25 protein-coding genes are annotated in these 25,506 nt (G+C 66.8%); 14 read left to right on the top strand and 11 right to left on the bottom strand.

Translation table 11 applies throughout. The features are described 5' to 3' along the window. A partial coding sequence (locus ACPGXI_RS13385; protein WP_526653636.1) for an ROK family protein occupies positions 1 to 417 on the bottom strand: 417 nt, incomplete at its 3' end. A gap of 120 nt (positions 418 to 537) precedes the next feature. On the opposite strand from ACPGXI_RS13385, the gene ACPGXI_RS13380 reads away from it, so the two are divergent. Next, entirely contained in the window at positions 538 to 1,425 is an 888-nt protein-coding gene (locus ACPGXI_RS13380) for an inositol monophosphatase family protein (protein ID WP_526653634.1), read from the top strand. 50 nt (positions 1,426 to 1,475) lie between these two features. On the opposite strand, the gene cei is transcribed toward ACPGXI_RS13380, so the two are convergent. Next, positions 1,476 to 2,132 carry an envelope integrity protein Cei gene (cei, locus tag ACPGXI_RS13375; protein WP_526653632.1) on the bottom strand — a complete coding sequence of 219 codons (657 nt, stop codon included), beginning with the start codon at positions 2,130 to 2,132 and terminating at the stop codon, positions 1,476 to 1,478. A gap of 192 nt (positions 2,133 to 2,324) precedes the next feature. On the opposite strand from cei, the gene ACPGXI_RS13370 reads away from it, so the two are divergent. After that, on the top strand, positions 2,325 to 2,627 hold the full coding sequence (locus ACPGXI_RS13370) for a DUF4193 family protein (protein WP_526653630.1): 303 nt from the start codon (positions 2,325 to 2,327) through the stop codon (positions 2,625 to 2,627). Positions 2,628 to 2,642: 15 nt separating this feature from the next. On the opposite strand, the gene ACPGXI_RS13365 is transcribed toward ACPGXI_RS13370, so the two are convergent. Then, a complete protein-coding gene (locus tag ACPGXI_RS13365) occupies positions 2,643 to 3,119 on the bottom strand; it encodes a DUF3093 family protein (RefSeq protein WP_526653628.1) in 477 nt (158 codons plus the stop codon). A 25-nt stretch (positions 3,120 to 3,144) separates the two neighbouring features. Between ACPGXI_RS13365 and dut the strand changes: the two genes are divergently transcribed. Beyond that, complete coding sequence (gene dut, locus ACPGXI_RS13360; RefSeq protein ID WP_526653626.1) at positions 3,145 to 3,609, top strand: dUTP diphosphatase; 465 nt, start codon at positions 3,145 to 3,147, stop codon at positions 3,607 to 3,609. 68 nt (positions 3,610 to 3,677) lie between these two features. Further along, complete coding sequence (locus tag ACPGXI_RS13355) at positions 3,678 to 4,397, top strand: DUF3710 domain-containing protein (RefSeq protein WP_526653640.1); 720 nt, start codon at positions 3,678 to 3,680, stop codon at positions 4,395 to 4,397. Here the strand turns inward: ACPGXI_RS13355 and ACPGXI_RS13350 are convergent. Continuing rightward, positions 4,394 to 5,113: an alpha/beta fold hydrolase gene (locus ACPGXI_RS13350; RefSeq protein WP_526653624.1), complete on the bottom strand. Its 720-nt coding sequence runs from the start codon at positions 5,111 to 5,113 to the stop codon at positions 4,394 to 4,396. The genes ACPGXI_RS13355 and ACPGXI_RS13350 overlap by 4 nt on opposite strands. A gap of 134 nt (positions 5,114 to 5,247) precedes the next feature. On the opposite strand from ACPGXI_RS13350, the gene ACPGXI_RS13345 reads away from it, so the two are divergent. Both ACPGXI_RS13345 and ACPGXI_RS13340 read left to right on the top strand, forming a co-directional pair. After that, positions 5,248 to 5,619 (top strand): OB-fold nucleic acid binding domain-containing protein, encoded by a 372-nt coding sequence (locus tag ACPGXI_RS13345; protein ID WP_526653622.1) that lies wholly within the window; start codon positions 5,248 to 5,250, stop codon positions 5,617 to 5,619. Next, positions 5,616 to 6,359: a DUF3159 domain-containing protein gene (locus tag ACPGXI_RS13340; RefSeq protein WP_526653620.1), complete on the top strand. Its 744-nt coding sequence runs from the start codon at positions 5,616 to 5,618 to the stop codon at positions 6,357 to 6,359. Before ACPGXI_RS13345 ends, ACPGXI_RS13340 begins: the two co-directional genes overlap by 4 nt. Here the strand turns inward: ACPGXI_RS13340 and ACPGXI_RS13335 are convergent. Both ACPGXI_RS13335 and ACPGXI_RS13330 read right to left on the bottom strand, forming a co-directional pair. Next, the gene (locus ACPGXI_RS13335) at positions 6,350 to 7,015 is read right to left on the bottom strand and encodes a potassium channel family protein (RefSeq protein WP_526653618.1); all 666 of its coding nucleotides are present in this window, start codon (positions 7,013 to 7,015) and stop codon (positions 6,350 to 6,352) included. The two genes, ACPGXI_RS13340 and ACPGXI_RS13335, sit on opposite strands and share 10 nt — an antisense overlap. After that, on the bottom strand, positions 7,015 to 7,686 hold the full coding sequence (locus ACPGXI_RS13330; protein ID WP_526653616.1) for a potassium channel family protein: 672 nt from the start codon (positions 7,684 to 7,686) through the stop codon (positions 7,015 to 7,017). The genes ACPGXI_RS13335 and ACPGXI_RS13330 overlap by 1 nt, the downstream gene beginning before the upstream one ends. A 125-nt stretch (positions 7,687 to 7,811) precedes the next feature. Here ACPGXI_RS13330 and ACPGXI_RS13325 point away from each other — a divergent pair, with 125 nt between their 5' ends. From ACPGXI_RS13325 to dxs, 4 genes are all read left to right on the top strand, one after another. Continuing rightward, a complete protein-coding gene (locus tag ACPGXI_RS13325) occupies positions 7,812 to 9,806 on the top strand; it encodes an amino acid permease (protein ID WP_526653614.1) in 1,995 nt (664 codons plus the stop codon). After that, positions 9,803 to 11,029 (top strand): class I SAM-dependent RNA methyltransferase, encoded by a 1,227-nt coding sequence (locus ACPGXI_RS13320; protein WP_526653612.1) that lies wholly within the window; start codon positions 9,803 to 9,805, stop codon positions 11,027 to 11,029. Before ACPGXI_RS13325 ends, ACPGXI_RS13320 begins: the two co-directional genes overlap by 4 nt. A 92-nt stretch (positions 11,030 to 11,121) precedes the next feature. Beyond that, the gene (gene nhaA / locus ACPGXI_RS13315) at positions 11,122 to 12,462 is read left to right on the top strand and encodes a Na+/H+ antiporter NhaA (protein WP_526653610.1); all 1,341 of its coding nucleotides are present in this window, start codon (positions 11,122 to 11,124) and stop codon (positions 12,460 to 12,462) included. Between the two features lie 28 nt (positions 12,463 to 12,490). Continuing rightward, entirely contained in the window at positions 12,491 to 14,404 is a 1,914-nt protein-coding gene (gene dxs / locus ACPGXI_RS13310; RefSeq protein WP_526653608.1) for a 1-deoxy-D-xylulose-5-phosphate synthase, read from the top strand. A 4-nt stretch (positions 14,405 to 14,408) separates the two neighbouring features. On the opposite strand, the gene ACPGXI_RS13305 is transcribed toward dxs, so the two are convergent. Then, positions 14,409 to 15,710, bottom strand: a complete 1,302-nt coding sequence (locus ACPGXI_RS13305) for an HRDC domain-containing protein (RefSeq protein ID WP_526653606.1) — start codon at positions 15,708 to 15,710, stop codon at positions 14,409 to 14,411. Positions 15,711 to 15,714: 4 nt separating this feature from the next. Further along, positions 15,715 to 16,296: a DUF3000 family protein gene (locus tag ACPGXI_RS13300; RefSeq protein ID WP_526653604.1), complete on the bottom strand. Its 582-nt coding sequence runs from the start codon at positions 16,294 to 16,296 to the stop codon at positions 15,715 to 15,717. A 120-nt stretch (positions 16,297 to 16,416) separates the two neighbouring features. On the opposite strand from ACPGXI_RS13300, the gene hemE reads away from it, so the two are divergent. The 4 genes from hemE to ACPGXI_RS13280 all read left to right on the top strand — a co-directional run bounded on the left by hemE (position 16,417) and on the right by ACPGXI_RS13280 (position 22,131). Beyond that, the gene (gene hemE, locus ACPGXI_RS13295) at positions 16,417 to 17,481 is read left to right on the top strand and encodes a uroporphyrinogen decarboxylase (protein WP_526653602.1); all 1,065 of its coding nucleotides are present in this window, start codon (positions 16,417 to 16,419) and stop codon (positions 17,479 to 17,481) included. Continuing rightward, a complete protein-coding gene (locus ACPGXI_RS13290) occupies positions 17,478 to 18,860 on the top strand; it encodes a protoporphyrinogen oxidase (protein WP_526653600.1) in 1,383 nt (460 codons plus the stop codon). Before hemE ends, ACPGXI_RS13290 begins: the two co-directional genes overlap by 4 nt. 81 nt (positions 18,861 to 18,941) lie before the next feature. Next, positions 18,942 to 19,646, top strand: coding sequence for a hydrogen peroxide-dependent heme synthase (hemQ, locus tag ACPGXI_RS13285; RefSeq protein ID WP_526653598.1), 705 nt, complete (start codon positions 18,942 to 18,944; stop codon positions 19,644 to 19,646). Between the two features lie 163 nt (positions 19,647 to 19,809). Beyond that, complete coding sequence (locus ACPGXI_RS13280; protein WP_526653596.1) at positions 19,810 to 22,131, top strand: putative bifunctional diguanylate cyclase/phosphodiesterase; 2,322 nt, start codon at positions 19,810 to 19,812, stop codon at positions 22,129 to 22,131. A gap of 11 nt (positions 22,132 to 22,142) precedes the next feature. Here ACPGXI_RS13280 and msrB read toward each other — a convergent pair whose 3' ends face one another. From msrB to ACPGXI_RS13265, 3 genes are read right to left on the bottom strand one after another with little or no spacing between them, the layout of a single operon-like run. Next, on the bottom strand, positions 22,143 to 22,595 hold the full coding sequence (gene msrB / locus ACPGXI_RS13275; RefSeq protein WP_526653594.1) for a peptide-methionine (R)-S-oxide reductase MsrB: 453 nt from the start codon (positions 22,593 to 22,595) through the stop codon (positions 22,143 to 22,145). Between the two features lie 27 nt (positions 22,596 to 22,622). Then, positions 22,623 to 23,942 carry an arabinofuranan 3-O-arabinosyltransferase gene (gene aftC / locus ACPGXI_RS13270; RefSeq protein WP_526653638.1) on the bottom strand — a complete coding sequence of 440 codons (1,320 nt, stop codon included), beginning with the start codon at positions 23,940 to 23,942 and terminating at the stop codon, positions 22,623 to 22,625. Between the two features lie 29 nt (positions 23,943 to 23,971). Continuing rightward, entirely contained in the window at positions 23,972 to 25,495 is a 1,524-nt protein-coding gene (locus ACPGXI_RS13265; RefSeq protein WP_526653592.1) for an alpha/beta fold hydrolase, read from the bottom strand. Positions 25,496 to 25,506: the final 11 nt, after the last annotated feature.

The raw sequence follows: 25,506 nt of genomic DNA, 5'->3' as shown, positions 1-25,506 counted from the left end.
TTTGTTTCTGCCTGCGCCGAATCTCTCCTCGGCGAGTCCCGCGGCGTCGGCGTCGTTGAGCACCGCCACGCGTTGACCGCCCAGCGCCCCGCCGATCACTTCTTGGGCGTTGGCGCCGATCCAGCCCTTGTCGACGTTGGCCGCCGTCCGCACGATCCCGTCGGTCACCACGCCCGGGTATGTCACCCCGAGCGGGCCCTGCCATCCGAAGTGCGCGACCACCTCAGCGATGGTCTTGGCGACGGCTTCGGGGGTGGCAGGTTGGGGGGTGAGCAACTTGAATCGGTCGCCGATCAACAGGCCGGTGTCGAGGTCCACGATGCCGCCCTTGACGCCGCTGCCGCCGACGTCGATGCCGAACCCGCGGCGCTGCACCGCGCCGCCGCCATCGGTGGCCGGTGATTGGGTGGCGGTCATAAAAAGTTCCTCTGCGCAGGTCGGCGGCTACGAAGCAGCTAAGGCGGGTCTCCACACACTATCGGCTTGCCAATGCCGACGTGTGGCAGTCCTGCATCCCAGGCGGGCACTGATCTCCGGATGTGTTGCGATGGTCGCGTGACTGAAAGTGACACCGACCCCGCGCTGCTTCGTTCGGTGGCCGAGCAGGTGGCGTCCGAGGCGGCGGCGTTCGTCAGACGGCGCCGCATGGAGGTTTTCGGCGCCGGAGCCGTCGGCAGCAGCGGCGACTCGGGGCCAGAGGATGGCTGCGCGGTGCGAACCAAGAGCACCCCTACCGACCCCGTCACCGTGGTCGATACCGAGACCGAGCGGCTGTTGCGGGACCGGCTCGCCGAACTGCGCCCGGGTGAACGCATCCTCGGCGAAGAGGAAGGCGGGCCGGCGGCCGATCGGGACGGGCAGCTCACGTGGGTGTTGGATCCGATCGACGGAACGGTGAACTTCCTGTACGGGATCGAGGCGTACGCCGTGTCTGTCGGCGTACAGCGAGACGGCGTCTCGGTGGCAGGAGCTGTAGCCGACGTCGCCGCCGGAGCCCTGTTCTCCGCGGCGCTGGGGCAGGGCTCTCGGCTGCTGCGCGACGGTGTGGTCAGCGAGCTCCGCTGCAGCGCGCTCACCCGATTGCCGGCGGCATTGGTGGGTACGGGTTTCGCCTATCAGCCCGATCGGCGCAAGCGGCAGGGACAGATCGTCGCCAGCCTGCTGCCGGAGGTGCGGGATCTGAGGCGGATCGGTTCGTGCGCGTTGGACCTCTGCATGGTGGCTGCCGGCAGGCTCGACGCTTACTACGAGGATGGCGTCAAAGTGTGGGATTGGGCAGCCGGCGCGCTGATCGCCACTGAGGCGGGCGCGTTGGTGCGCCCACCGCGATCGGCCGACGGGGCGGGCCTGGTGGTGGCGGCCGCACCGGGTATCAGCGCCGCGTTCGACGATGCGCTCGCACGCTGCGGCGCGATTGCCCGGTGAGCGCGATTGCCCGCTGGTGTAGCGCCCTGAGACCCGCAAATGTGCGGTGCTCAGCAAGTTCCGTTGTGAATCTTGGACAGTAACGCCGGATCAGCCGGCTGCGTGGCGTCGGGCAGCAGGCTGGCGAGCACGGCATCGATGTTGTCGCTGCGGCTCAGAGTGGTGAAATCGGTGCCCAGCGCCAGGTCAACGGTGTCGTCGGTGCGCTCATCCTGGAAGAGTTCGGTGCACGGGGCCACCAGCCAGACCGCGGCCGCCGAGGCTCGACCGGAGGGCCCGAACCGGATCTGACCCTGGCATTCCAGCCGCGCCGTCTGGTAGATCGGATCGTTGGCTGCCTCGGGATTGGCGAAACCCAGATCGCGCAGGGCGCCGGCAACCTCGCCGGCATGCCCGCCCTGCCCACTGGCGTTGAGCACGCGGATCTTGGTATCGGCGAGCTTGGCTGGGGTGACGTCGATCATCTCGTCCCGAGGCTCCGGCTCGCCGAGTTGGAGTCCGGGTTCCTCGGGATCTGCCTGAGCGGGGGGCGGGTTGCAGACTGCGGCTTCTCGGATGTCCGGGGGACGCGACAGCGCGATCACCCAGACGAGCAGGGTCACCACCGCCAGGGATGCGAACAAGATCACTGCGGGGAGGAAACTACGCCGACGGAACGGCCGTCCGTGTTTGTCGAACGCTGTTCCGTCGGTGATTTGCGTGACCACGATGTGCACTCTAAGGCCAGCGTGGCCAGGGCTTCTACCGGCATCGGGAGAGCGCAGGAGACGAATGTGACGTAAATCACATCACAACGGGTAGGAATACGGGCACGAATCGTTTCGCGGATGCGTTCGACGCTGGTACAAAGCACTGCTGGTTGCGAAAGCATCATGTGAGTTTTTTTGGAGGGGACGACGATGGCTACCGATTACGACGCGCCACGGCGCACCGAGACCGACGACGTTTCCGAGGATTCATTAGAGGAACTCAAGGCGCGGCGCAATGAAGCCCAGTCGGCGGTTGTCGACGTCGACGAATCTGAGTCTGCGGAGTCCTTCGAACTGCCCGGCGCCGACCTGTCCGGTGAGGAACTGTCGGTGCGGGTAGTTCCCAAGCAGGCCGACGAGTTCACCTGTTCAAGCTGCTTCCTGGTCCATCACCGCAGCCGTCTGGCCAGTGAGAAGAAAGGCTTGAAGCTCTGTACCGACTGTGGCCCCTGAGGTATCACCACGAACTCAGGCGGTGAGCGCTTCGAGCACCTTGTCCGGGCGTCTGGCGCTGATCAACCAGTACGGCGTCGGATCATCGGGATCGTCGAGAACCAGCAGAACCATCGGCCCGATCCACGCTCGGTGCACGACGTAGGCGGCCGGATCGAGTTGCCTGCCCAGCGCCGCGGACTTGGCCGACCTGGGCACCTCAGCCGAGCGTTCGATGACGGCGACGGGGAGATGGGCGGCGCCGATCCACACCTCGGTTTCGCCGCCGCTGCTGGTGACACGCAGTTCGGTCCTGCCGAGCCACAGAATCACGATTGCCGCTACCGGCAACAGGATCGCGAACGGCAACCAGTCCGGCAGCGCCCTGACGCCCTGGTTGAACTGGTAGGCGATCAGCGAGGCCAGGCCCAAACCGGGCAGCCACCACCACCACGGGATCCTCAGCCGTTCGCGATAGCGAACAGTTTGCGTCGTGGCGCGCGTGTCGGACACGCAGCCAAGGGTAATCTCTGACGTCGTGTCCACCTCTTTGGCGGTAGTGCGACTGGATCGCGACCTGCCGCTGCCAAGTCGGGCCCACGATGGCGATGCGGGAATCGACCTCTACAGCGCACGGGACGTGGAACTTGGACCCGGGGAGCGGGCGCTCGTGCCGACGGGGTTGGCGGTGGCCATCCCGTTCGGAATGGTGGGTCTTCTGCACCCACGCTCGGGTCTGGCTGCCCGCGTGGGGCTTTCGATCGTGAACAGCCCCGGCACCATCGACGCGGGCTATCGTGGCGAGATCAAGGTTGCCCTGATCAACTTGGACCCCGGAAACCCGATCGCCATTCGTCGGGGGGACCGGATCGCCCAGTTGCTGGTGCAGCGTGTGGAACTACCCGAACTGGCCGAGGTGGCGTCCTTTGACGAGGCTGGTTTGGCTGAAACAACCCGTGGCGATGGCGGTCACGGTTCCTCCGGCGGACATGCGAGTTTGTGAAAATGGCACTGAGAAGACAACGCGACGACGGTTCCCAGACCCCCGATGCGACGGGAACCTCTGATGCGATGGGGACCTCTGAGGTGACGGGGACATCTGAGGTGACGGCGGCGGACCCCGACGAGGAGCTCGAGGGCCCCTTCGACATCGACGATTTCGACGATCCGGCCGTCGCCACCGTGGCCAGGCTGGACCTGGGATCGGTGTTGATCCCGATGCCCGAAGCCGGGCAGGTGCAGGTTGAGCTGAGCAACACCGGGGCGCCGAGCGCGGTCTGGGTGGTGACCGCCAACGGTCGCTTCACCGTCGCGGCGTACGCGGCGCCGAAATCCCCTGGCCTGTGGCGCGAGGTGGCGGCCGAGTTGGCCGAATCACTGCGCAAGGACGTCCCCAAGGTCGGCATCGAGGACGGCCCGTGGGGTCGGGAAGTGGTCGGCGTCAGCGCCGACAATGCCGGTGTTGTGCGTTTCATCGGCGTCGACGGTTACCGATGGATGATCCGCTGCGTGGTCAGCGGGCCCTACGACCGCATCGGTGCGCTGGCCGAACAGGCCCGAGATGCACTGGCGGACGCGGTTGTTCGACGCGGCGATACTCCGATGCCGGTGCGCAGTCCGTTGCCCATCCAGCTGCCCGAGCCGATGGCCGAACAACTGCGCGCAGCTACCGAGCAGGCGGCCGCGCAGCAGGCCGCGGCGGCGCCCCAACCCCCGCAACAGCAGCCCGCGGCCCGGCGCACCACCCAGGGGTCGGCGATGCAGCAACTGCGCACCATCACCGGCGGCTAGTAGCGGGACCCAGCGTCCGTCAGGGCGGCCAGGCACTGCGTGCCCAGGACCGCGGGGTCGGTCCCTATCTCATCGAGGGTCACGGTGCGCAGCGCCGCACCCGCGGCCGCTGACGCCCACTCGATGCCGACCTCTATCGGGTGCACCGGGTCGTCGGTGGCTGACACCACGCCCATCGGCACGGTCAACCCCTCCAGAGCACCAGTCGTCGGAGCGACATAGTGGGCTGCCTCGTCCATCGCATCGGGCAACGCGGGCCACTGCCCGGCCCATGACCGCGCCAACTCCTCACCCAGCCACACCGGGCTGGACGCCCGCATCTGGGCAGTGACCGCCGCCAGGCCGTCGCGCCGCAGTAAGGCCGCGGAATGCCGGGCCGCCAGCGCTGCGGGTGCCCCATCGGGCGCGCCGGTCCAGGCCGGCAACGCGGCCAGAACCGCGACCACGCGGCCGGGATGCGACAGCGCCCAGGTCGCCGCGACGGCGGCACCGATGGATACGCCGCCCACCGCGATCGGCAGCGGGTGGGCAGCACGAGCAGCACGGTCGAGGTCGTCGCAGTACCCCTGGACCAAACGCTGCGGCTGCGGCGGTGGGGTGACGACGACCGCGCCGACATCGTGCAGCGCGGTGGAAAACGCCCGGTAGACGAAGTCGTCGTCGGATCCTGTGCCGGGAAGCAGAACGGTGGTGACGCCGCGCAGATTGACCGTCATGTCACGATCGTGCACCGCTGCGGAATCGCTGGTGCGACGAGGCCGCCCCTGACGTGGCATGTCCCGGCCAAGAGGTCTACCGTGGCGGACGTTGGGTGAAACCACAGCGGATTGACAGAAGGTCAGGAGAAGCCATGGCCACTGCCGAGGGGTATCTTCGGCGGCTCACCCGTCGGTTGACCGAAGACCCGGAACAACTCGACGTCGAGGAGCTCAGCGACGGCGCCGCGAACAGTGGCGCGCAGAAGGCGATCGACTGTCAGCGCGGCCAAGAGGTCACGATGGTCGGCACCCTGCGCAGTGTCGAGTGCAACGGCAAAGGGTGCTCGGGCGGAGTCAAGGCCGAACTGTTCGACGGAACCGATTCGGTGATGCTTGTCTGGCTGGGGCAGCGCCGCATCCCGGGCATCGAATCCGGCCGGATGCTCCGGGTCCACGGCCGGGTGGGCAAGTTGGGTGACGGCGCCAAGGCGATCTACAACCCCCACTACGAGATTCAAAGGTGACTGACCCCGGCACCGAACCGGGCGAGCAGACGTCACGACCACGCGGTGCAGCCGTCCTCGAGCAGATGGGCGGAGTCCGCGGCCTGATCTACTCGTCGCTGCCTGTTGTGGTGTTCGTGCCGATGTCCTCGGCGTTCGGGCTCTTGCCGGCCATCGGCGCCGCCATCGCGGTGGCGACCCTGATCCTGGTGTGGCGCCTCGTGCGGCGGGACTCCGTCCATCCTGCCATCTCGGGTTTCTTCGCCGTCGGAATCAGCGCCCTGATCGCCTACCTCGTCGGGGCCTCCAAGGGATATTTCCTGCTGGGCATTTGGATGTCGCTGTTCTGGTCAATCGTGTTCACGGTTTCGGTTGTCATCCGGCGCCCCGTGGTCGGTTACGTCTGGGGCTGGGTGAACAGCCACGACCGGAGCTGGCGAGGCGTGCGGCGCGCGGTGCTGGCCTACGACGTCGCGACACTGGTGTGGGTAGCGGTGTTCACCGCCAGGTTCGTGGTGCAGCACCACCTGTACGACGCCGACAAGACGGGTTGGCTGGGGGTGGCCCGCATCGCAATGGGCTGGCCGCTGACCGCACTGGCCGCACTGGTGACCTATCTGGCGATCAGAGCCGCGCAACGGGCAGTGCACCAGCATGACGCCGCCGACCCGGCAGACGACGCCGACGCGTCCGGTCCTCCCGGTCCGGCGTCGGGTGCCGAGGACTCGGTGCAGAATCGAGCCGACGACGCTCAGCGCTGACGCGGGTGCAACAGCTGCTCGCGCAGCTCGTCCTCGACTTCACTCACCGCGACGAACAACAGTTCGTCACCACCTTCGAGAGGCTCGTCACCTTCCGGGACGATGACCCGCGGACCGCGCAGGATCGTCACCAACGCGGCGTCCCTGGGCAACTCGAGCCGCTTCACCGGCTTGCCGCCCCACGGCGTGTCGTCGGGCAGCGTGATCTCGACCAGATTGGCCTGGCCCTTGCTGAACTCCATCAGCCGCACCAGATCACCGACCGAGACCGCCTCCTCGACCAGGGAGGCCAGCATTCGCGGGGTGGACACCGCGACGTCGACTCCCCAGGCTTCGTCGAAGAGCCACTCGTTGCGGGGGTCGTTGACCCGGGCGACCACTCTGGCTACCGCGAACTCTGTCTTGGACAGCAGGCTGAGCACCACGTTGACCTTGTCGTCGCCGGTGGCCGCGATCACCACGTCGAACTCTTCGAGCTTGATCGACTCCAGCAGGGTGATTTCGCACGCGTCACCCAGGCGCCAATCGGCCGCCGGAATCGCATCGACGTCGATATGTTTCGGGTTGCGCTCGAGCAGCGTGACTTCGTGGGATTCGACGAGCTCGCGGGCGATGGAGCGGCCCACTGCTCCGGCTCCGGCAATCGCGACTTTCATCAGGCCTCCGGGTCCGCGCTGGGAGGCAGCGCCGCAATGGCCAGGGCCTCGGCGACCTGCCCGGAGATCGCCGCCAGGTAGACCTGGTCGCCGGCCTGGATCACAGTCTTGGCGTCCGGCAAAGTGCCGGCGCCGAACCGGATCATGAACGACACCCGTCCGGCGGTGGCGGCCTCGAGCTCTGCGACACGGTGGCCAACCCAGTCCTCATGTAGCGCAAGCTCGGCGACCCCGACGTTGCCGGTGGGATCGCGCCACTTGGTCGTCTTGCTCTCGCGGGTCAACACGTTGAGCAGCCGGTCGGTGGTCCAGGGCACTGTGGCCACGGTAGGTATGCCGAGCCGTTCGTAGACTGCCGCGCGCTTGGCGTCGTAGATGCGCGCGACCACGCGCGGCACGCTGAACGTTTCCCGCGCCACCCGCGCGGAGATGATGTTGGAGTTGTCGCCCGAGGACACCGCCGCGAAAGCCGCGGCGCCCTCGATGCCTGCACGCAACAAGACACTGCGGTCGAAGCCCATGCCGAGCACTCGTTCTCCCTCGAATTCGGGGGAGAGCCGATGAAAAGCCGAGCGGTCCCGGTCGATCACCGCCACGTCGTGGCCGAGCCTGGCCAGGCTGTTCGCCAGGGATGCGCCCACCCGGCCGCATCCCATCACCACTACACGCACCCTCACGGTCCTTTCCGGCCGGAACCAGATGTGGCCCAGTCAACCCTGCTGCTGCAGTAACTTCGCAGTGGAGAACGCTACCGCTCTCCCACGGCCAGCGGCTTTCGGGCTTACTCTTGGCACTCGTGTCCAAGCTTTCGACTGCCGCCCGGCGGTTGCTGTTGGGTCGGCCCTTCCGCAGCGACAAGCTGTCGCACACTCTGCTGCCCAAGCGGATAGCCCTGCCGGTCTTCGCCTCTGACGCGCTGTCCTCGGTGGCCTACGCCCCCGAGGAGATATTCCTGGTGCTGTCGGTGGCAGGTCTGTCGGCCTACGCGATGACACCGTGGATAGGTCTGGCGGTGGCGGCGGTGATGCTCATCGTGGTCGCCAGCTATCGCCAGAACGTGCACGCTTACCCGTCCGGCGGCGGTGACTACGAAGTGGTCAACACCAATATCGGTCCTACCGCGGGGCTTACGGTGGCCAGCGCACTGCTGGTGGACTACGTGCTGACCGTGGCGGTGTCGATGTCGGCGGCGATGTCGAACATCGGGTCGGCGGTGCCCTTCGTCGCCCACCACAAGGTGTGGTTCGCGGTAGCTGCGATCCTGTTTCTCGCGGCATTGAACCTGCGCGGCGTACGCGAATCGGGGACCGCATTCGCCATTCCGACCTATGCGTTCATGATCGGCATGTACATCATGCTGGTCTGGGGGTTCTTCCAGATTTATGCGCTGGGCGAGCCGCTGCGAGCTGAATCCGCGGACTTCGAGGTGCACAACGAGCACGGCGAAATCCTTGGCTTCGCGCTGGTCTTTCTGGTCGCACGCGCCTTCGCGTCGGGCAGTGCCGCCTTGACCGGTGTCGAGGCGATCAGCAACGGCGTTCCGGCGTTCCGCAAACCCAAGTCGCGAAATGCCGCCACCACACTGCTCATGCTGGGCGTCATTGCGATCACGCTGTTCATGGGCGTCATCATGCTGGCCAAGGCGACGGGCGTGCAGATCGCTCAGCGGCCGCAAGAACAACTCATCGGCGCGCCGGACAATTACCACCAGAAAACCCTGGTGGCGCAACTGGCCGATGCGGTGTTCCATGACTTCCCGGCCGGCCTCTTCCTGATCGCCAGCGTGACCGCGCTGATCTTGGTGTTGGCTGCCAACACTGCGTTCAACGGATTCCCGGTGCTTGGTTCGATTCTGGCGCAGGACCGTTACCTGCCCCGCCAGTTGCATACCCGGGGCGACCGACTGGCGTTCTCGAACGGAATCCTGTTTCTGGCTTTCGGTGCGATCGCGTTCGTGGTGGCGTTTCAGGCGCAAGTCACCGCCCTCATCCAGCTCTACATCGTGGGGGTGTTCGTGTCGTTCACCTTCAGTCAGGCCGGCATGATACGGCACTGGAACCGACTGCTACGCAATGAAACTGACGCCGATGCCCGCGCCCGAATGGTCCGCTCCCGGATCATCAACTCCGTCGGCTTTCTCTGTACCAGCACCGTGCTGATCATCGTGGTGGTCACCAAGTTCGTGTCCGGTGCGTGGATCGCGATCCTGGCGATGGGTGCGCTTTTCGCCATCATGAAGCTCATTCACCGGCACTACGCTTCGGTCAGCCGCGAGCTCCAACTGCGGTCCGCCGAGACCGAGGACGTCGTGCTGCCCAGCCGCAATCACGCGATCGTGTTGGTGTCCAACGTGCACATGCCGACGTTGCGCGCGCTGGCCTACGCGCGGGCCACCCGGCCGGACAGCCTGGAGGCGATCACCGTCAGCGTGGACGACGGCGAAACGCGCGCGCTGGTGCACAAATGGGAGCACAGCGACATCAGCGTGCCCCTGAAGGTGATCGCCTCGCCCTACCGTGAGATCACCCGTCCGGTGCTCGATTACGTCAAACGAGTCAGCAAGGACTCGCCCCGCGCTGTGGTCACCGTGTTCATCCCCGAGTACGTGGTGGGCCATTGGTGGGAGCAAATACTGCACAACCAGAGTGCTCTGCGGTTGAAGGGCAGGCTGCTGTTCGAACCCAATGTGATGGTGACATCGGTTCCGTGGCAGCTGTCTTCGTCGGAACGACGCAGAAAACTGGAGCCGCAATCGGCTCCCGGCGACGCGCGCAGAGGATTCCTGGATTGAGCCGGACCCCTCACTCAAGCGGTGACACGCCGCCCGACGAACTCACGCTGACCACCGGCGCGGCGGCCAACGGGGGCAGCTGCGTGGCGCGCCACGAGGGCCGGGTGGTGTTTGTGCGGTACGCGCTGCCCGGAGAGAAGGTCCGGGTCCGTCTGCGAAAGGCAGACCGGGACCGCGCCTCCTACTGGAACGCCGAGGTCATCGAGGTGATCGAGCCCGCCGACGATCGAGTCGACCCGCTGTGTCCGATCGCCGGGGTGGACGGAGCAGGGTGCTGTGACCTGGCCTTCGCCGAACCGTCCGCCGCACGCCGGCTCAAAGGTGCGGTGGTAGCCAATCAGCTCGCCCACCTCGGCGGATACCAGTGGCGCGATGAGCAGGACGCTGCCGCTGAGCCCGTGGGCGTCCTGGGTTCCACCGGCTGGCGCACCCGAGTGAGGCTGGACACCTCTGCGGACGGCCGCGCGGGATTTCACCGCTACCGCAGTTCCGAGCTGGTGCACCGGCTGGATTGTGCGCAGCTGCCCGCCGGGATGCTCGCCGGTGTCGCCGACAGGCGATGGCCCGCGCACTCAAATGTGCACGTGGCCATCGACGATGTCGGCGATCGTCACGTGGTGGTCGCCGGAGGCCGCAATCGGACGACCGTAGCCGAAGGTGGCTACGAGGCAGTCCAGAGTGTCGCCGGGCGGAGCTGGCGGGTACCCGTGACGGCGTTCTGGCAGGCCCACCGCGACGCGCCGGCGCTGTACAGCTCGCTGGTCACCGAGTGGGCCGAGCTCGAGGAGGGCATGTCCGCGTGGGACCTCTATGGCGGCGTCGGCGTGTTCGCTGCGGCGATGGCCCGAGCCGTCGGCGACACCGGCCGGGTGCTGTCCGTCGACACCTCACGGGGCGCATCCCGGTCGGCGCGTGCCGCGCTGGCCGACCTCGGCTCCGTCTCGGTGCTGACCGAGTCCGTTCGGCGCGCGCTGGCCGGGCAGCGTCGTGGCGCTGACGTCGCGGTGCTGGACCCGCCCCGTGCCGGGGCCGGCCGTGAGGTGATTGAACTCCTGGCGGCGGCGGGGGTATCTCGAGTTGTGCATATCGGTTGTGAGGCAGCATCTTTCGCGCGGGATATCGGTCTTTACCGTCGCCACGGCTACACCGTGGAGAAGCTGGAGGTGTTCGACTCGTTCCCGTTGACCCACCATGTCGAATGCATCGCGGCACTGAGCAGATAGTCGGCGCAAACCGCGCGTCTGACATAGTGTCGTTCGGGTGTGCCGGGAAGTCTGGTCGGCGGGCATTCGTCGATGACAACTAGAGGCAGGCTGTGAAATCTAACCCCGGCGGGAGAAGCAGACGAACCGCCCTTCTTACCCGCGGGTCGTGGTCGGAAACCCGCAGGATCACCGAGATTCTGCGCAAGGAGACCGTCGGCGGGGTGATCCTGCTCGTCGCCGCCGGCGCCGCACTGATCTGGGCCAACTCGCCGTGGGCGCCAGCCTATTTCGCACTGCGGGATCTCAAGATCGGCGGTGAGCCGTTCGGCCTGTACCTGAACCTGTCCCTGGGTGCGTGGGCCGCCGACGGGTTACTGGCGATCTTCTTCCTCGTGGTGGGGCTGGAACTCAAACGTGAGTTCGTCGCCGGTGATCTGCGCGACCCCAGTCGTGCCGCGATCCCGATCGCCGCCGCGGTCGGCGGCATGGTGGTGCCGGCGGCGATCTTCGTCCTGGTGAATTTCCGTACCGGTGACGGTGCGCTGCGCGGCTGGGCCATTCCGACTGCGACCGATATCGCGTTCGCGGTGGCCGTGCTCGCAGTCATCTCCACGCATCTGCCTGCCGCTTTGCGCACGTTCCTGCTGACCCTCGCAGTCGTGGATGATCTGTTGGCGATCACCGTCATCGCGGTGTTCTACACCGACGAAATCAACATAGGCGCGCTGGCATTGGCGCTGGTACCGCTGGCGCTGTTCACGGTGTGCGTGCAACGCGGTGTGCAGGCCTGGTGGGTGTTGATCCCACTCGCGCTGGCCACCTGGGTCCTGGTGCATGAGTCAGGGGTACACGCGACGGTGGCCGGGGTGCTGTTGGGCTTTGCGGTCCCGGTGCGCCGTTCAGCGACTCGGCGCGATACTCAGGCCGATCGGGAAACACACGTGGGCATGGCCGAATACTTCGAGCACCGCACGCGTCCCGTGTCGGCAGGGATAGCGATCCCGGTATTCGCCTTTCTCGCAGCTGGTGTGAGCCTGGGTGGCCTGAGCGGTCTCACCACAGCGCTGAGCGACCCGATCGCGCTCGGCATCGTGCTCGGCCTGGTCGTGGGCAAACCCGTCGGCATTCTGCTCACCACCCGCGTGGTGGCTTCGGTAACCCGGGCAAAGCTGGATGCCTCCCTGCGCTGGATCGACGTGCTGGGGGTGTCGATGCTCGCCGGAATCGGTTTCACCGTGTCGCTGCTGATCGGCGATCTGGCCTACGGACTGGGCACCAATCGTGACGAATTGGTGAAGGTTGGTGTGCTGGCCGGGTCACTGTTGGCCGCACTGTTGGCGTCTCTTCTGCTGCGCAGTAGAAATGCCGCCTACCGGCGGATTCATATCCAAGAGACTGCCGATGCCAACCACGATGGAGTGCCCGATGTCTACGAGACTGGACGGGACTGACGGCGGCGGCGGTGCGTAGACTGATCGCATGCTCGAACAGATCCGCGGTCCCGCTGATCTGCAGCACCTGACGCAGGCGGAACTGGACGAACTCGCCCGCGAGATTCGCGACTTCCTGATCCACAAGGTCGCGGCCACAGGTGGGCATCTGGGACCCAACCTCGGCGTCGTGGAGTTGACCTTGGCGCTGCACCGCGTCTTCGATTCGCCGCACGACCCGATCCTGTTCGACACTGGGCACCAGGCCTACGTGCACAAAATGCTCACCGGACGCTGCCATGACTTCGACACGCTGCGCAAGAAGGGCGGCCTGTCCGGCTACCCGTCGCGGGACGAGAGCGAACACGACTGGGTCGAGTCCAGTCACGCAAGTTCCTCGCTGTCCTACGCCGACGGTTTGGCCAAGGCGTTCGAACTCAGCGGACACCGCAACCGGCACGTCGTCGCCGTGGTCGGCGACGGTGCGCTCACCGGTGGCATGTGTTGGGAGGCGCTGAACAATATCGCCGCCTCGGGTCGGCCGGTGGTCATTGTCGTCAACGACAACGGCCGCAGTTACGCGCCCACGATCGGCGGCTTCGCCGAACACCTGGCCGGCCTTCGGCTGCAACCGGGCTACGAGAAGGTGCTCGACGAGGGCCGCAAAGCCATGCGGGGCGTACCGGTGATCGGCGAGTTCTGCTACCAGTGCATGCACAGCGTCAAGGCCGGCATCAAGGATGCGCTGTCCCCGCAGGTGATGTTCACCGATCTCGGACTCAAGTACGTCGGGCCGATCGACGGTCATGACGAACACGCGGTGGAGAACGCGCTGCGTCACGCCCGCGGCTTCAAAGCTCCGGTCGTCGTACACGTCGTCACCCGTAAGGGCATGGGCTATGCGCCGGCCGAAAACGACGAGGACGACCAAATGCACGCCTGCGGCGTCATCGATCCGGAGACGGGCCTGGCGACCTCGGTGCCCGGACCCGGCTGGACCTCCACGTTCTCGGAGGCTCTGATCCGGTTGGCGGCCAAGCGGCGCGATGTCGTGGCGATCACCGCCGCGATGCCGGGGCCGACAGGGCTCAGTGCGTTCCGGCAGCGGTTCCCGGACCGATTCTTCGACGTCGGCATTGCCGAACAGCACGCGATGACGTCGGCGGCCGGCTTGGCGATGGGCGGCATGCATCCGGTGGTCGCCGTCTACTCGACGTTCCTGAACCGCGCGTTCGACCAGGTCATGATGGACGTCGCGCTGCACAAGCTACCGGTGACCATGGTGCTGGACCGCTCCGGGATTACCGGCCCCGACGGCGCGAGCCACAACGGCATGTGGGACCTGTCGATCCTTGGCGTGGTGCCCGGCATGAAGGTGGCCGCGCCGCGCGATGTGGCCCGGTTGCGCGAGGAGCTCGGCGAGGCGCTCGATGTCGACGACGGGCCTACCGCTATTCGCTTCCCGAAAGGGGATGTGGGCGAGGATATTCCGGCGGTCGAACGTCGTGGTGGTGTTGATGTGCTCGCAGTTCCCGCCGGGGGCTTGTCAGCGGATGTTCTCGTCGTTGCGGTCGGGCCCTTCGCGGCGATGGCGCTCGCGACGGCTGAGCGTCTACGCAACCAGGGCATCGGCGTGACGGTGGTCGACCCGCGGTGGGTGCTGCCCGTTCCAGATGAGATTGCGGCACTGGCGGCCCGGCACAAGCTGGTGGTGACGGTCGAGGACAACGGAGTACACGGCGGGATAGGTTCGGCGGTCTCCGGCGCTCTGCGGCGCACCGAGGTTGATGTGCCGTGCCGGGACGCGGCCCTGCCCCAGCAGTTCTTCGAGCATGCCTCGCGCGGCGAGGTGCTCGACTCCATCGGGCTGACCGAGCGCAATCTCGCTCGCCAGATCACCGGTTGGGTGGCGGCGCTGGGCGCATCGGTGACCGAACAGGAAGTCAGCGAACGACTCGACTGACGGTCTAGTCGGCGGCGGCCGGTGCTGACAGCGCTTCGATGAGCACCGGTAGGGCGAGTTCGCGCTGCCACTGGCGCGCGGTGGAACCGCTCAGGAAACCTTCGATGGCGGCTTCGGTATCGTCCACCGCTTCCCAGTCCCAGCACAGGCGCCGCACGGTTTCAGGGGACAGCAGGTTCTCAACGGGCACTGAAACCCGTTGTGCAAGTACGGATAGTCCCGACCTGGCCGCCTCGAGCCGCGCGGCTGCCTCCGGCTTGCGCCGCGCCCAACGAGAGGCGGGGGGCGGGCCGTTGGACGGTTCCGAAGCGCTGGGTGGATCAGTGGTCCTACGGGCGCGGGCCAGCGCGTCCACCCATGCCTGGGCGCTTCGGCGTTGCTTGGCTCCGCCGAATACTGGCAGTTCGGTGAGCTTCTGGACACTGTCGGGGTTCACGGTCGCGGCCTTGATGATCGCGCTGTCGGGCAGTATGCGACCTGGCGCGATATCGCGGCGCCGGGCGATCTCGTCACGGGTGGTCCACAGTTCGCGTACCGCGGCCAGCGCCCGGGGATCCCGGACCTTGTGGATACCCGACGTGCGGCGCCAACGGTCCCGCCTGGTCGGGGCTGCTTCGAAGGTGCGCAGGAACTCGAATTCCTGCCGCACCCAATCGCTTTTGCCCTGCTCGGCAAGAGTCGCGGCGATGGCGTCGCGCAGTTCGCAGAGCACCTCGACGTCCAGGGCGGCATAGTTCAGCCAGTCCGGGGGCAATGGTCGCTTGGACCAGTCTGCGGCGCCGTGGCCCTTGGTCAACTGCAGTCCGAGCAGTCGCTGCACCATCGCGGCCAAGTTGACCCGCTCGAAGCCGGCGAGGCGTCCGGCCAGTTCGGTGTCGTAGAGCGCAGTCGGGCGCATACCGATCTCGGCCAGGCACGGCAGGTCCTGATCGGCGGCGTGCAACACCCATTCGTCGGTGGCCAGCACCTGGGCCAGCGGCGCCATGACCTGGAGGGGGTCTCCGCCGTGACTGACGGGATCGATCAGGACGGTGCCCGCGCCGGCCCGGCGTATCTGCACGAGGTAGGCCCGGTTGGAATAGCGGAACCCCGATGCACGCTCGGCGTCCACGGCAAACGGTCCGGTACCGGAGGCCAGAAGATCTGCCGCGGCGGTGATTTCGTAGCGACTGACCGACACCTCGGGAACGCCGTCGCGCGGAGCCAGCAGGGGTGTGGCCTCGGGCTCCGGAGACTCGGACTCGTCAGGTTCGTCGCCGGCCTTGTCCGGTGCCAGGGCGGAAGCAACTGACTCGGGCTCGGACATGTGCTCAGGCGCGGGTGCGAGGGCTCAGGTCGGTCACCCCGGCGGGTGGTAGTCCCGCGGCGTGTTCGAGCACCTCGCAGAAAGCTTCGACGTGTGGTCCGAGTTCCAGCGTCGTCGCCGTCCAGGAGGCACGCAGCTCGAGTTGGTGCGCGCGCGGCGGCCCGGAGATGTCTCCGTAGCGGACCGAGGTGGTGGCCGTTACGGTCCCGCCCAGTGCTGTGACGTGCTCGGACCGCTGATCGAGCGCGTCGACCAGCCAGCTCCAGGCAACCTCGGGAAGCAGTGGGTCCACGGCTTCGCTGGAGTCCAGATCGGCCTGAATGTAGGCCACCATGCGCATCGTGCCGTCCCAGGCCTCCGCGCCTTCAGGGTCGTGCAGCAGGATCAGCCGGCCGAACGCATCACCTTCGGAACGCTCCGGGATGACCGCTGTCTCCGGGTGTTTGACTTCGGCGCCCAGCGCAAAGCTGAACGGGGCCAGCCGCTGCGGCGGCCGGATCGGACCCAGCTCGATCTCCGGGCGCACGGTGGTGGCATTCATGGCCGCCACCGCTTCACGGAATTGAGCCGGTTCGGCGGTGGTCACGGCGTTTGACGCTAGTCCATTTGGGCAGGTCTGGGCGCAGGCGCGCCGATTCTGCCTGCACGTTGTCCTTCGTCGTCTCGGCGACGAACACGGTGATCCGGCATGGCAGCATGGGGGGCGATGAACACGCGTCGCGAGCTGCCTGAATCGCCGTACCTGGCCGCTGTCGCAGGCCGCACGCCCCACCGGGTGCCGGTCTGGATGATGCGGCAGGCGGGACGGTCGCTGCCGGAGTACCGGGCGCTTCGCGCCAAAACCACGATGATGCAGGCGTGTTTCGACGCCGACCTGATCACCGAGATCACGCTGCAACCGGTGCGCCGGCACGGCGTCGACGCGGCGATCCTGTTCTCTGACATCGTTGTGCCGCTGCGGGCCGCGGGGATCGCACTGGACATCGTTCCCGACGTCGGCCCGGTGATAGACCAACCGATCCGAACGCTCGACGATGTCCACGCGATCGCACCCCTGCAGCCCGAGCAGGTGCTACCGGTGGCCACGGCGATCACCCAGCTGACTTCCGCGCTGGGCGAGGTCCCGTTGATCGGCTTCGCCGGCGCTCCCTTCACGCTGGCCTCTTATCTCGTCGAGGGTGGGCCCAGCCGCAATCACGAACACACCAAGGCGATGATGCTGGGTGAATCAGCTACCTGGCATGCGCTCATGACGGCACTGACCGATGTGACCATCGCGTTCCTGCGGACCCAACTCGACGCAGGGGTCGACGCGATCCAGATGTTCGACTCCTGGGCCGGGACGCTTTCCCTCGCCGACTACCGCACCTATGTACTACCGCACAGCGCAAGGGTATTCGAGACGCTCGCCGACTTCAGGGTGCCGATGACGCACTTTGGTGTGGGCACCGCCGAATTGCTCGGCGCAATGTCGGAGGTCGTCGCCGGACATGACGCGCCCGCGGTCGTGGGTGTGGATTGGCGGACCTCGCTGGCCGATGCCGCGGTGCGGGTGCAGCGCGGCTGCGCGCTGCAGGGGAATCTCGATCCGGTGGTGCTACTTGCGGGCTGGCCGGCTGTGCAGCGCGCGGTACGCGGCGTCGTGGAGGACGGTCGACGTGCCGTCGCCGCGGGCGCTGTCGGGCACGTCTTCAACCTCGGGCATGGGGTGCTGCCCGGGACCGACCCCAAGGTGATCACCGATGCGGTGGCCCTGGTGCATGAGCTGTGACCAACGTCAGTAACGCCCGGTATTGTGTTGTCGGAGGCGGCATTTCGGGTCTCGTCGCAGCATACCGGTTGCGGGTGGCGGCCGGCCCGGAGGCAGTGATCACCATGCTGGACCCGGCCGAGCGTCTCGGCGGATTGCTGCGTACGGAGCAAATTTGCGGCCATCCCGTAGACGTTGGCGCCGAAGCTTTCGTGGCGCGCAGGCCGGAAGTGCCCGCGCTGCTCGCCGAGTTGGGACTGTCAGGCAGGCAGATTGGGACCAGCGGGGCACGGCCGCTGATCTACAGCGAAGGCCGGCTCCACCCGCTGCCCGGGGAAACCGTGAACGGCATCCCGTCACGGCCAGACGCGCTCTCGGGTCTGGTGGACGACGCCACCATCCGATGGATGCTCGACGAACCAAGCCGGCCGCTGCGCTGGGTTGCCGGGGCTGACCCGGCGGTCGCCGATCTCGTGGGAGAACGCTTCGGGGAGCAGGTGGTGACCAGGTCGGTCGACCCACTTCTGTCAGGTGTTTACGCGGGCTCGGCAGCGACGATCGGAATCCGGGCGGCGGCGCCCACGGTCGCGGCGGCACTGGACCTCGGGGCGCGCAGCCTGACCGAGGCGGTGCGCACGGCCCTGCCGCCACCCCAGCAGGGTTCGGTGTTCGGCGCCGTCGAGGGTGGATACACGGTGCTCGTCGATGAACTGGTGCGCCGCTCAGGCCTGCGCTGGGTGCGGGTCGGCGTTGTTGGCCTCGGCCGTGCCGCGGCGGGGTGGGAACTCGTCGACGCCGGGGGAGGGCGTTGGTCTGCCGACGCGGTGGTGCTTGCGGTGCCCGCGCCGCGGCTGCCGTCGCTCATCGGCGATCTGGCCGCGAGCAGCGCGGCGGCGGCTCGAAAGATCCCGGTGGCCTCCTCGGCGGTGGTTGCCCTGGGTTTGCCGGGCGGGACGCCGCTTCCTGAGCAGTCCGGAGTGCTGGTAGCGGGCCGAGGACGGTTGCGGTCCAAGGCGATAACGTTATCGTCGCGTAAGTGGGGCAGGCGTGACAGCGTCGAGATGGTTCGGCTGTCGTTCGGGCGGTTCGGCGACTCCGACGAATCCAGCCCCCCGCGCAGCGTGAGCGACGAGAAATTGCTGAGCTGGTCGGGGGAGGACCTCGCGACGCTGTTCGGGATCTCGGTCGAACCGGTGGGTTACCAGGTAGCGCGCTGGATCGACGCGATGCCGCAATACGGACCCGGGCAAGGCGACCTGGTCGCCGAGCTGCGGGCCGGGTTGCCGCCGACGTTGGCGGTGGCGGGTGCCTATCTCGACGGTATCGGGGTGCCGGCGTGTGTGGCGGCGGCGACGCGGGCGGCGGCATCGGTTCTGGGCGAGCGCAGCGACGGGGGATAGGGCCGGGGCGAGCGCAGCGACGGGGGATAGGGCCGGGGCGAGCGCAGCGACGGGGGATATCGACCGTGGCACGATGGGCGCATGGCCAAGCTTGACTACGACGCTCTCAACTCCACCATCCGCTACCTGATGTTCTCGGTGTTCTCGGTGCGGCCGGGGGTGCTGCCCGACGAAGATGACGCGCGCGCCGCCGTTGCCGATGAGACCGCCGCCTTTCTCAAGGTCCAGGAGGAGAACGGGGTTACCGTGCGTGGTCTCTACGACATCGCCGGGATGCGGGCCGACGCCGATTTCATGATGTGGACCCACGCCGAGAATGTGGAGGCGTTGCAGGCGACCTACTCGAATTTTCGCCGCAGCACGATGCTGGGGCGCGCCTCGACGCCGGTGTGGAGCAATGTGGCACTGCATCGGCCCGCCGAGTTCAACAAGAGCCACGTCCCGGCGTTCCTGGCTGGTGAGGCGCCCGGTGCCTACATCTGCGTCTACCCCTTCGTGCGCTCGCTGGAGTGGTACGTGCTGCCCGACGAAGAGCGCCGGCGCATGCTGTCCGAGCACGGAATGGCGGCACGCGGCTACAAGGATGTCCGAGCCAATACGGTGCCGGCGTTCGCGCTGGGTGACTATGAGTGGCTGCTGGCCTTCGAGGCTCCCGAGTTGCATCGCATCGTTGACCTGATGCGTGATCTGCGGGCCACCGATGCTCGCCTTCACGTGCGTGAGGAGACACCCTTTTTCACCGGACCGCGGGTTTCTGTTGAACAACTCGTCACGACCGTGCCGTGAGAATTTGCTATAAATGCCTCGCTGCGCGCTGTAACTGTGGTTAGGCCCGCCGGACTGGCGAGATGGCACGTCGCTGTCTTGCGGTAACCGATCCGACCGACCGCAACGTGACGTTCGCGTGAATCGCGTCATGCCGCGCCCGAAACTTTGCTAGCATCCGATGATGCCGAATGCCCGGACCATGGCGGCGGCCATCGTCACGGCGGGTAGCGGATTCGCCGTTGTGCAGCTGATCAGCTGGAGTGATCAGTCCACCCTCCAGGTTGTCAACGATCTGGTGTTACTGCTCGCCGCCCTGTTCGCCGGTGGCTGCGCGGTGGCCGCCGCGCTGGGAACTCGGGGCCGCCGGCGTGCGGCGTGGGTGTCCATGGCGATCGGTTGCGGTGGCTTTGCGGTCGGACAGTTGGTGTGGACTTATCGAAGTCTGGTCCGCGAGACGATGCAGTTCCAGTCGGTGGCCGACCTCGGCTTTGCCATACTGCCCGCCGCCGCGGGCCTCGCGCTGATATTCCTGCTGGGTGACTATCCACGCTCCACGCGGCTGCGGGTGCTGCTCGATGGCGTGATTGTGGCCGGCGCCTTGTTTTCGACAACGTGGGTCACGCTGCTGGGCACCGTGTACCACGCCCTGGCGCTGGAACCGCTGGCGCTGGCGCTGACGCTGGCCGACCCCGTCGCGGGAATCGCGCTGGTCACCGTCGCGCTACTCATCCTGGTTCGAGTCCCCGACCAGGACCGGACGATGATGGCGCTGCTGACCGCGGGATTGATGCTCATCGCGATCGCTGATATTGCCTACGCCTACACGACTGCGGTGGAAGAACGGTACTACCAAGCCATCTCGCTCGGCTGGGGCTGGGGCTTCCTGGCGATCGGCGCCGCGGCTCTGGTCAGCCGCCAAGCAACCCACGAGCCGGTGGCAGTAGCGCCACGGGCGCCGTCGCGGGCATCGATCTGGCTGCCGTTCGTGCCGGTTGCGATCGCCGTTGCGGTCTGCGCTCCGGTGCTGCTCCCGCGACTGGGCGCGATGTACCTGGTAGGTAGCGCGACGCTACTCGCGGTCATGGTCAGACAACTGCTGGTGCTCGACGAGAATCGCCGCCTGCTCGTCGAGGCTTCCTATCGGGCGCTGCGCGATCCGCTGACGGGACTGGCGAACCGGACACTTTTCGCCGACCGGCTGACGCAGGCGATAAAGCGACACGAGCGCGACGAGCTGACCGTTGCGGTGCTCGTACTCGACCTCGATGACTTCAAGCTCATCAACGACACGCTGGGTCATCCGGCCGGAGACGCCATGCTGGTCGAGGTGGCGGCGCGGCTGACCGCAACGGTGCGTTCCGCCGACACCGTCGCGCGCCTGGGGGGCGATGAGTTCGCGGTGTTGATCGAAGGCGAGTCGGCGGCATCTCATGTGACCGCGCAGCGCGTGGTGCAGGCTTTTGATCGGCCATTCGTCATCGAAGGCGAGGATCTGCTGGTGCGACCCAGCGTCGGGTTGGCGGTTGCGTCGGCCAACGAGGGCGCTCTGACGGTCGATGAATTGCTCAGGCAGGCCGATATCGCGATGTATGCCTCGAAGCGATCTCGGTCCAGTCAGCTGTTCACTTTCGCGCCCGAACTGGATCGGCGTCGACGGATCGGGAGTGCCGAAACGTCGCTCGCCACGGAGCCACAAGCCGAAGGCATTCGAGATTCGGCGCGACTGCTGGGTGAGCTGCGGTACGCGATCGAGCATGCCCGACTCAGTGCGGTGTACCAACCGAAGTTCGACGTGCGCACCGACCGGATCGTCGGGGTGGAGGCGTTGGTCCGCTGGCCCCACCCGCGGCACGGACTGCTGGGTCCCGATAAGTTCCTGCCGCTGGTGCGCGAGCACGGTCTGATGCACTCAGTCACGTCGTTGATGCTCAACCTGGCCCTGGACGACGCGGCTACCTGGCATGCCAAGGGCGTTGGGGTCCCCGTCTCGGTCAACTTCTTCGCCCCCTCGATCAGCGACGCGGATCTTCCCGGGCAGATCATGTCGGCTCTGGAGGTTCGGGGGCTGCCGCCCGAGGTGCTGACCGTTGAGATCACCGAGGACCTGCTGCTCGAAAACCTGGAAAGTACCCGTGCCGCGTTCACGAAGCTGCGCGACTTCCGAATACGGACAGCCATCGACGACTTCGGCACGGGTTACTCGGCCTTGTGGTACCTGCGCGACTTCCCGGTCCACGAGGTCAAGCTCGATCGGGAGTTCATCGCGCCTATCTTGACCCAGCCGACATCGGCGGCGATTGTGCGCGCGGTGATCGACCTCGCGCACGTGTTGGGGGTGACCCCGGTGGCTGAGGGCGTCGAGAACGCCGAGACCGCAGCCAAATTGCTCGAGTACGGCTGTGACGTCGCCCAGGGTTACTACTACAGCCCGCCGCTTCCCGCGTCGGCCCTACTGGACCTGCTGGAGGCGCAGAAGCCAAACCAGGGCTATCTCCTGGCCTGACCTCATGAGTCTTACTGGGCTGGCGGCACGATTCGCATCGAGATGGAGTTGATGCAGTAGCGCTTGTCGGTCGGGGTCGGGTAGCCCTCGCCGGAGAAAACGTGTCCCAAGTGGCTGTGGCAATGGGCGCACAGCACCTCGACGCGGTGCATTCCCGATGTGTCGTCGGCACGCAGTAGCACTGAGTCAGCGGCAGCTGGATCGAAGAAAGACGGCCAGCCGCAATGGGAGTCGAACTTCTCAGTGCTGCGGAACAACTCCGCGCCACACCCGCGGCAGACGTAGACCCCCTCGGCCTTGGAGTCGGTGTACTCGCCGGTGAAGGGTCGCTCGGTGCCGGCCCGGCGCAGCACGGCGAACTCCTCCTGGTTGAGCCGTTCGCGCCACTGATCGTCGGTCAGCACCAGCGCGGGACCCGCCCTAGAATCCGGCCCGGACTCGGATGCAGAACCCGTCCCTGTCATGGCTCTCAGGCTACTCGCCGGGGAGTGTCACGAAGTCGCACCGGTCTTGGCCCCGGTGCCGGCAGGTTGCTCGACCCACGGTGGGTCGATGCCGTCGTCGAGGCGTCCGTCATCCTTTGCGTCGAGGTATCGGAAGAACAACACGACGAACACCACGATCGACAACAATGACCAGCCGTAGGTGATCTTGAGGTATTCCAGCGCGCGTCCTGTCGTCGGCCAGTGACCGAGCAGCCAGCGGTCCATCGTCGTGAAGCCGTAGATCGCCGCCCAGGCCACCCAGCTGCGGATCACCGAGTTCGGCAGCACGACCGTCATCAGGAACGGAAACAGCATCATCGAGTAGTAGCCCTGCCCGAGGGAGAGCACCAGCCATGACGTCAGCAGCAGCACCCCCGACGAGGTCAGCATCCAGAACAACGGGTCGCGGGTGCGGTAGTACCGGTACAGCAGCCACAGTGAGGCCGCGCCGAGCACTGCGAAGACCACCCGTAGCAGCATGATCAACCACATCGGCAGTCCGTAGTAGACGCCGTTACCCAGAATCGAGCTGTTGAAATAGTCGCGGGTCGCGAGTATGTAGGGCAGGGTGCGGGTGATGAAGCTCATCGGGTCGCTGATCAGCGGCCAGGCCGCGGCATTGAACACCGCCGGCACCGCGAAGGCAGCGGCCAACGCACGCCATTGACGGTTGAGCACCGGCAGCAGTAGCAGCGGGGCCAGCAGCGGTTTGACCACCAGCGTCAGCCCCAGGGCGATGCCTGCCCACCACTCGTAGTTTCGGTTGCCGGTCCGGCGGCTGTCGAGCAGCCAGCGGAAGAACAGCACCTCCAGTAGCAGGATGGGGCCGTTGATGTTCCCGAAAACCAGTGTGTTCGTGACGTTCTCGGTGCAGAACATCGCCAGCAGGAGCGCCGGTGCGGCCACCGAGGCGAGGGTGAACTTGAACAGCCGCAACAGGAAGTACGCGGCCAGCACGATCGCCAGCGTGTTGAAGAAGATGAACCAATAGCGCGACGCCTCGACCGGCAGATAGCCGAACGGCGCCATGATCAGCGTGCCGCCGGGTGGGTACAAATAATGCGGGTCGACGTAGTCGAAGTTCTCGTTATAGATATCGAGCCCGAGCTTGAAATTCACCACCGCGCGATAGACGGGAGCGAAGTCGTCGGTGATGAAGCCGTTGGTGGCCAGTACGAAGCTGCGGTGGATGATCGACAGAATCGCCAGCGGCCACAGGATCGATCGGAGCACCGACGCGGTGCTGGGCGGGGAGGTGCGAGGCCTAAATGGGGCCAGAACGAGATCACGCACGTCCGCACCGTACCCGAACGCGCGGCCGGACAGCCGCAAGGGCTGGCGCGACGCGTCCTGGATCAGGCCGGGCAGTACGTATCGGTGGGCGGCAACTCGCCGGAGTCCAGGTAACCGATCACCGGCGGTAGGGCGCACGGCGAGTAGATGGTTGCGCCGTGCCCGATGCCCTGCCACATGACCCGCCGGTTGGACGACCCGGCGTTGATGGCGGTGGCGGCGACCGCGGCGACGCCTTCGTTGCCGACGATGGGGTCGTTCTGCACGCCGAGCAGCAGCGTCGGAATCTCGAGGTCCTTGGGTTCCTGGGGCGCCGTGCCGCTGGGCCAGTTCAGGCACTTCACCATGTCGAGGGCCCCGACAGTGCCGAACTGTGGGTAGATCTTGTCCCACGCCACGACGAGCTCGCGAACCCGGTCGGGGGTGGGCCGGTTCAACGCGTCGCTGCAGGCGTTGACGAACTGGCCGTCGGTCTGGCGCAGCGATTCGGCCTGGTTGATCAGGTTGGTCAGCCGGCTGGTGTTGCCGGACCGGGCATCGGCGATCGCGAGAGCCAATGCGTTACCGGCAGCCACTCTGTCGCCCTGCGGATAGGCCAGCGCGGTCGAGATGGCGGTGGCGACCGCCGCAACCGAGGCGCCGTTTGGTCCATCGCCTGCCCGCGCCGAGTCCAGTAACGCGTCAACCGCGCCCTTGGGGTCGGGGCCCAGGGCACAGTTCGTCGCCACACACTGGGTGGCCCACGCGTCGAGGGCGGCCTGCTCGCCCTGGACGCGCTGTTCGGTGGCGGCCTCGGCGGAAATGCCCAACGGCAGGGGAGAGTCGAGGATGAGCCTGGCTACCTTGCTCGGGTGGGACCCGGCGTAGGCCAGCGCAACCTGCGCGCCGTTGCCGACGCCGAGCAGCGCCAGGGCGGGCACATCCCAGGTGGTGCGGAGGCGCTCGATGTCTTCGGCGGCGTGCGCGTTGTCGTAGGCCGAGTCCCCGGGGGCGATGGCGTCGGTGCAGCTCGTCGTGGCCGTCATCGTCACCGCGCGCAGGTTGGCGACGGGGTCGTCACCTGCCAGGAACTGGGCCTGCTCGATCATCTCCCGGCGGTCGAACAGGTCACGGCAGTCCAGCGGACTGGACATTCCGATTCCGCGGCGGTCTACCGATACGACGGGGTGTTGGGCGAGCACGTCGGTGCCGGCCCGCGACAGCCAGACCGGTAGCTGAACCGACGACGGCAGATCTGTCCCGGTCGTCATCACCAGCGGCCCGGCGTCACCGGGTGTCTGGGCGGATCTCGCCCGCACCACCCCGATGCTCACGGTCCCGCTGGCACCGTTGATCGGATCGAGGTCGGCGTCGAAGTCGGCACAGTCCAGTGACACGCCCGAGACTCGTTCGACCCGGGCAGCGCTGAACATCCGCGAGGTGCAGTCCCGCCAGGCCAGCTCGTTCTTCGGGGCCTCGATTCCGGGCGCTCCGTCCGGCGCCTCGATGGTTTCGGCCTCGCCTTGAGGCCCCGCCCCGGAATTGGTGGCGTAGCGCGGGTTTGCGGCCAGGCCCGGCGAGCAGCCCACCAACGCGACTGAGACCACGACGGACAGGC

The sequence above is a fragment of the Mycobacterium sp. genome, assembly GCF_049608025.1.
Lineage (GTDB): Bacteria > Actinomycetota > Actinomycetes > Mycobacteriales > Mycobacteriaceae > Mycobacterium.
This window is presented reverse-complemented; position numbering and strand designations above follow the sequence as displayed.

What these genes read in the sequence shown, in the direction of transcription:
- msrB (WP_526653594.1), bottom strand. Translation starts at nt 22,595, where the DNA reads ATGACAGGGACGGGTTCTGCATCCGAGTCCGGGCCGGATTCTAGGGCG.
- ACPGXI_RS13335 (WP_526653618.1), bottom strand. Translation starts at nt 7,015, where the DNA reads ATGAAAGTCGCGATTGCCGGAGCCGGAGCAGTGGGCCGCTCCATCGCC.
- ACPGXI_RS13380 (WP_526653634.1), top strand. Translation starts at nt 538, where the DNA reads ATGTGTTGCGATGGTCGCGTGACTGAAAGTGACACCGACCCCGCGCTG.
- hemE (WP_526653602.1), top strand. Translation starts at nt 16,417, where the DNA reads ATGAACACGCGTCGCGAGCTGCCTGAATCGCCGTACCTGGCCGCTGTC.
- ACPGXI_RS13280 (WP_526653596.1), top strand. Translation starts at nt 19,810, where the DNA reads ATGCCGAATGCCCGGACCATGGCGGCGGCCATCGTCACGGCGGGTAGC.
- ACPGXI_RS13350 (WP_526653624.1), bottom strand. Translation starts at nt 5,113, where the DNA reads ATGACGGTCAATCTGCGCGGCGTCACCACCGTTCTGCTTCCCGGCACA.
- dxs (WP_526653608.1), top strand. Translation starts at nt 12,491, where the DNA reads ATGCTCGAACAGATCCGCGGTCCCGCTGATCTGCAGCACCTGACGCAG.
- ACPGXI_RS13305 (WP_526653606.1), bottom strand. Translation starts at nt 15,710, where the DNA reads ATGTCCGAGCCCGAGTCAGTTGCTTCCGCCCTGGCACCGGACAAGGCC.
- ACPGXI_RS13370 (WP_526653630.1), top strand. Translation starts at nt 2,325, where the DNA reads ATGGCTACCGATTACGACGCGCCACGGCGCACCGAGACCGACGACGTT.
- hemQ (WP_526653598.1), top strand. Translation starts at nt 18,942, where the DNA reads ATGGCCAAGCTTGACTACGACGCTCTCAACTCCACCATCCGCTACCTG.
- ACPGXI_RS13355 (WP_526653640.1), top strand. Translation starts at nt 3,678, where the DNA reads ATGGGGACCTCTGAGGTGACGGGGACATCTGAGGTGACGGCGGCGGAC.
- ACPGXI_RS13345 (WP_526653622.1), top strand. Translation starts at nt 5,248, where the DNA reads ATGGCCACTGCCGAGGGGTATCTTCGGCGGCTCACCCGTCGGTTGACC.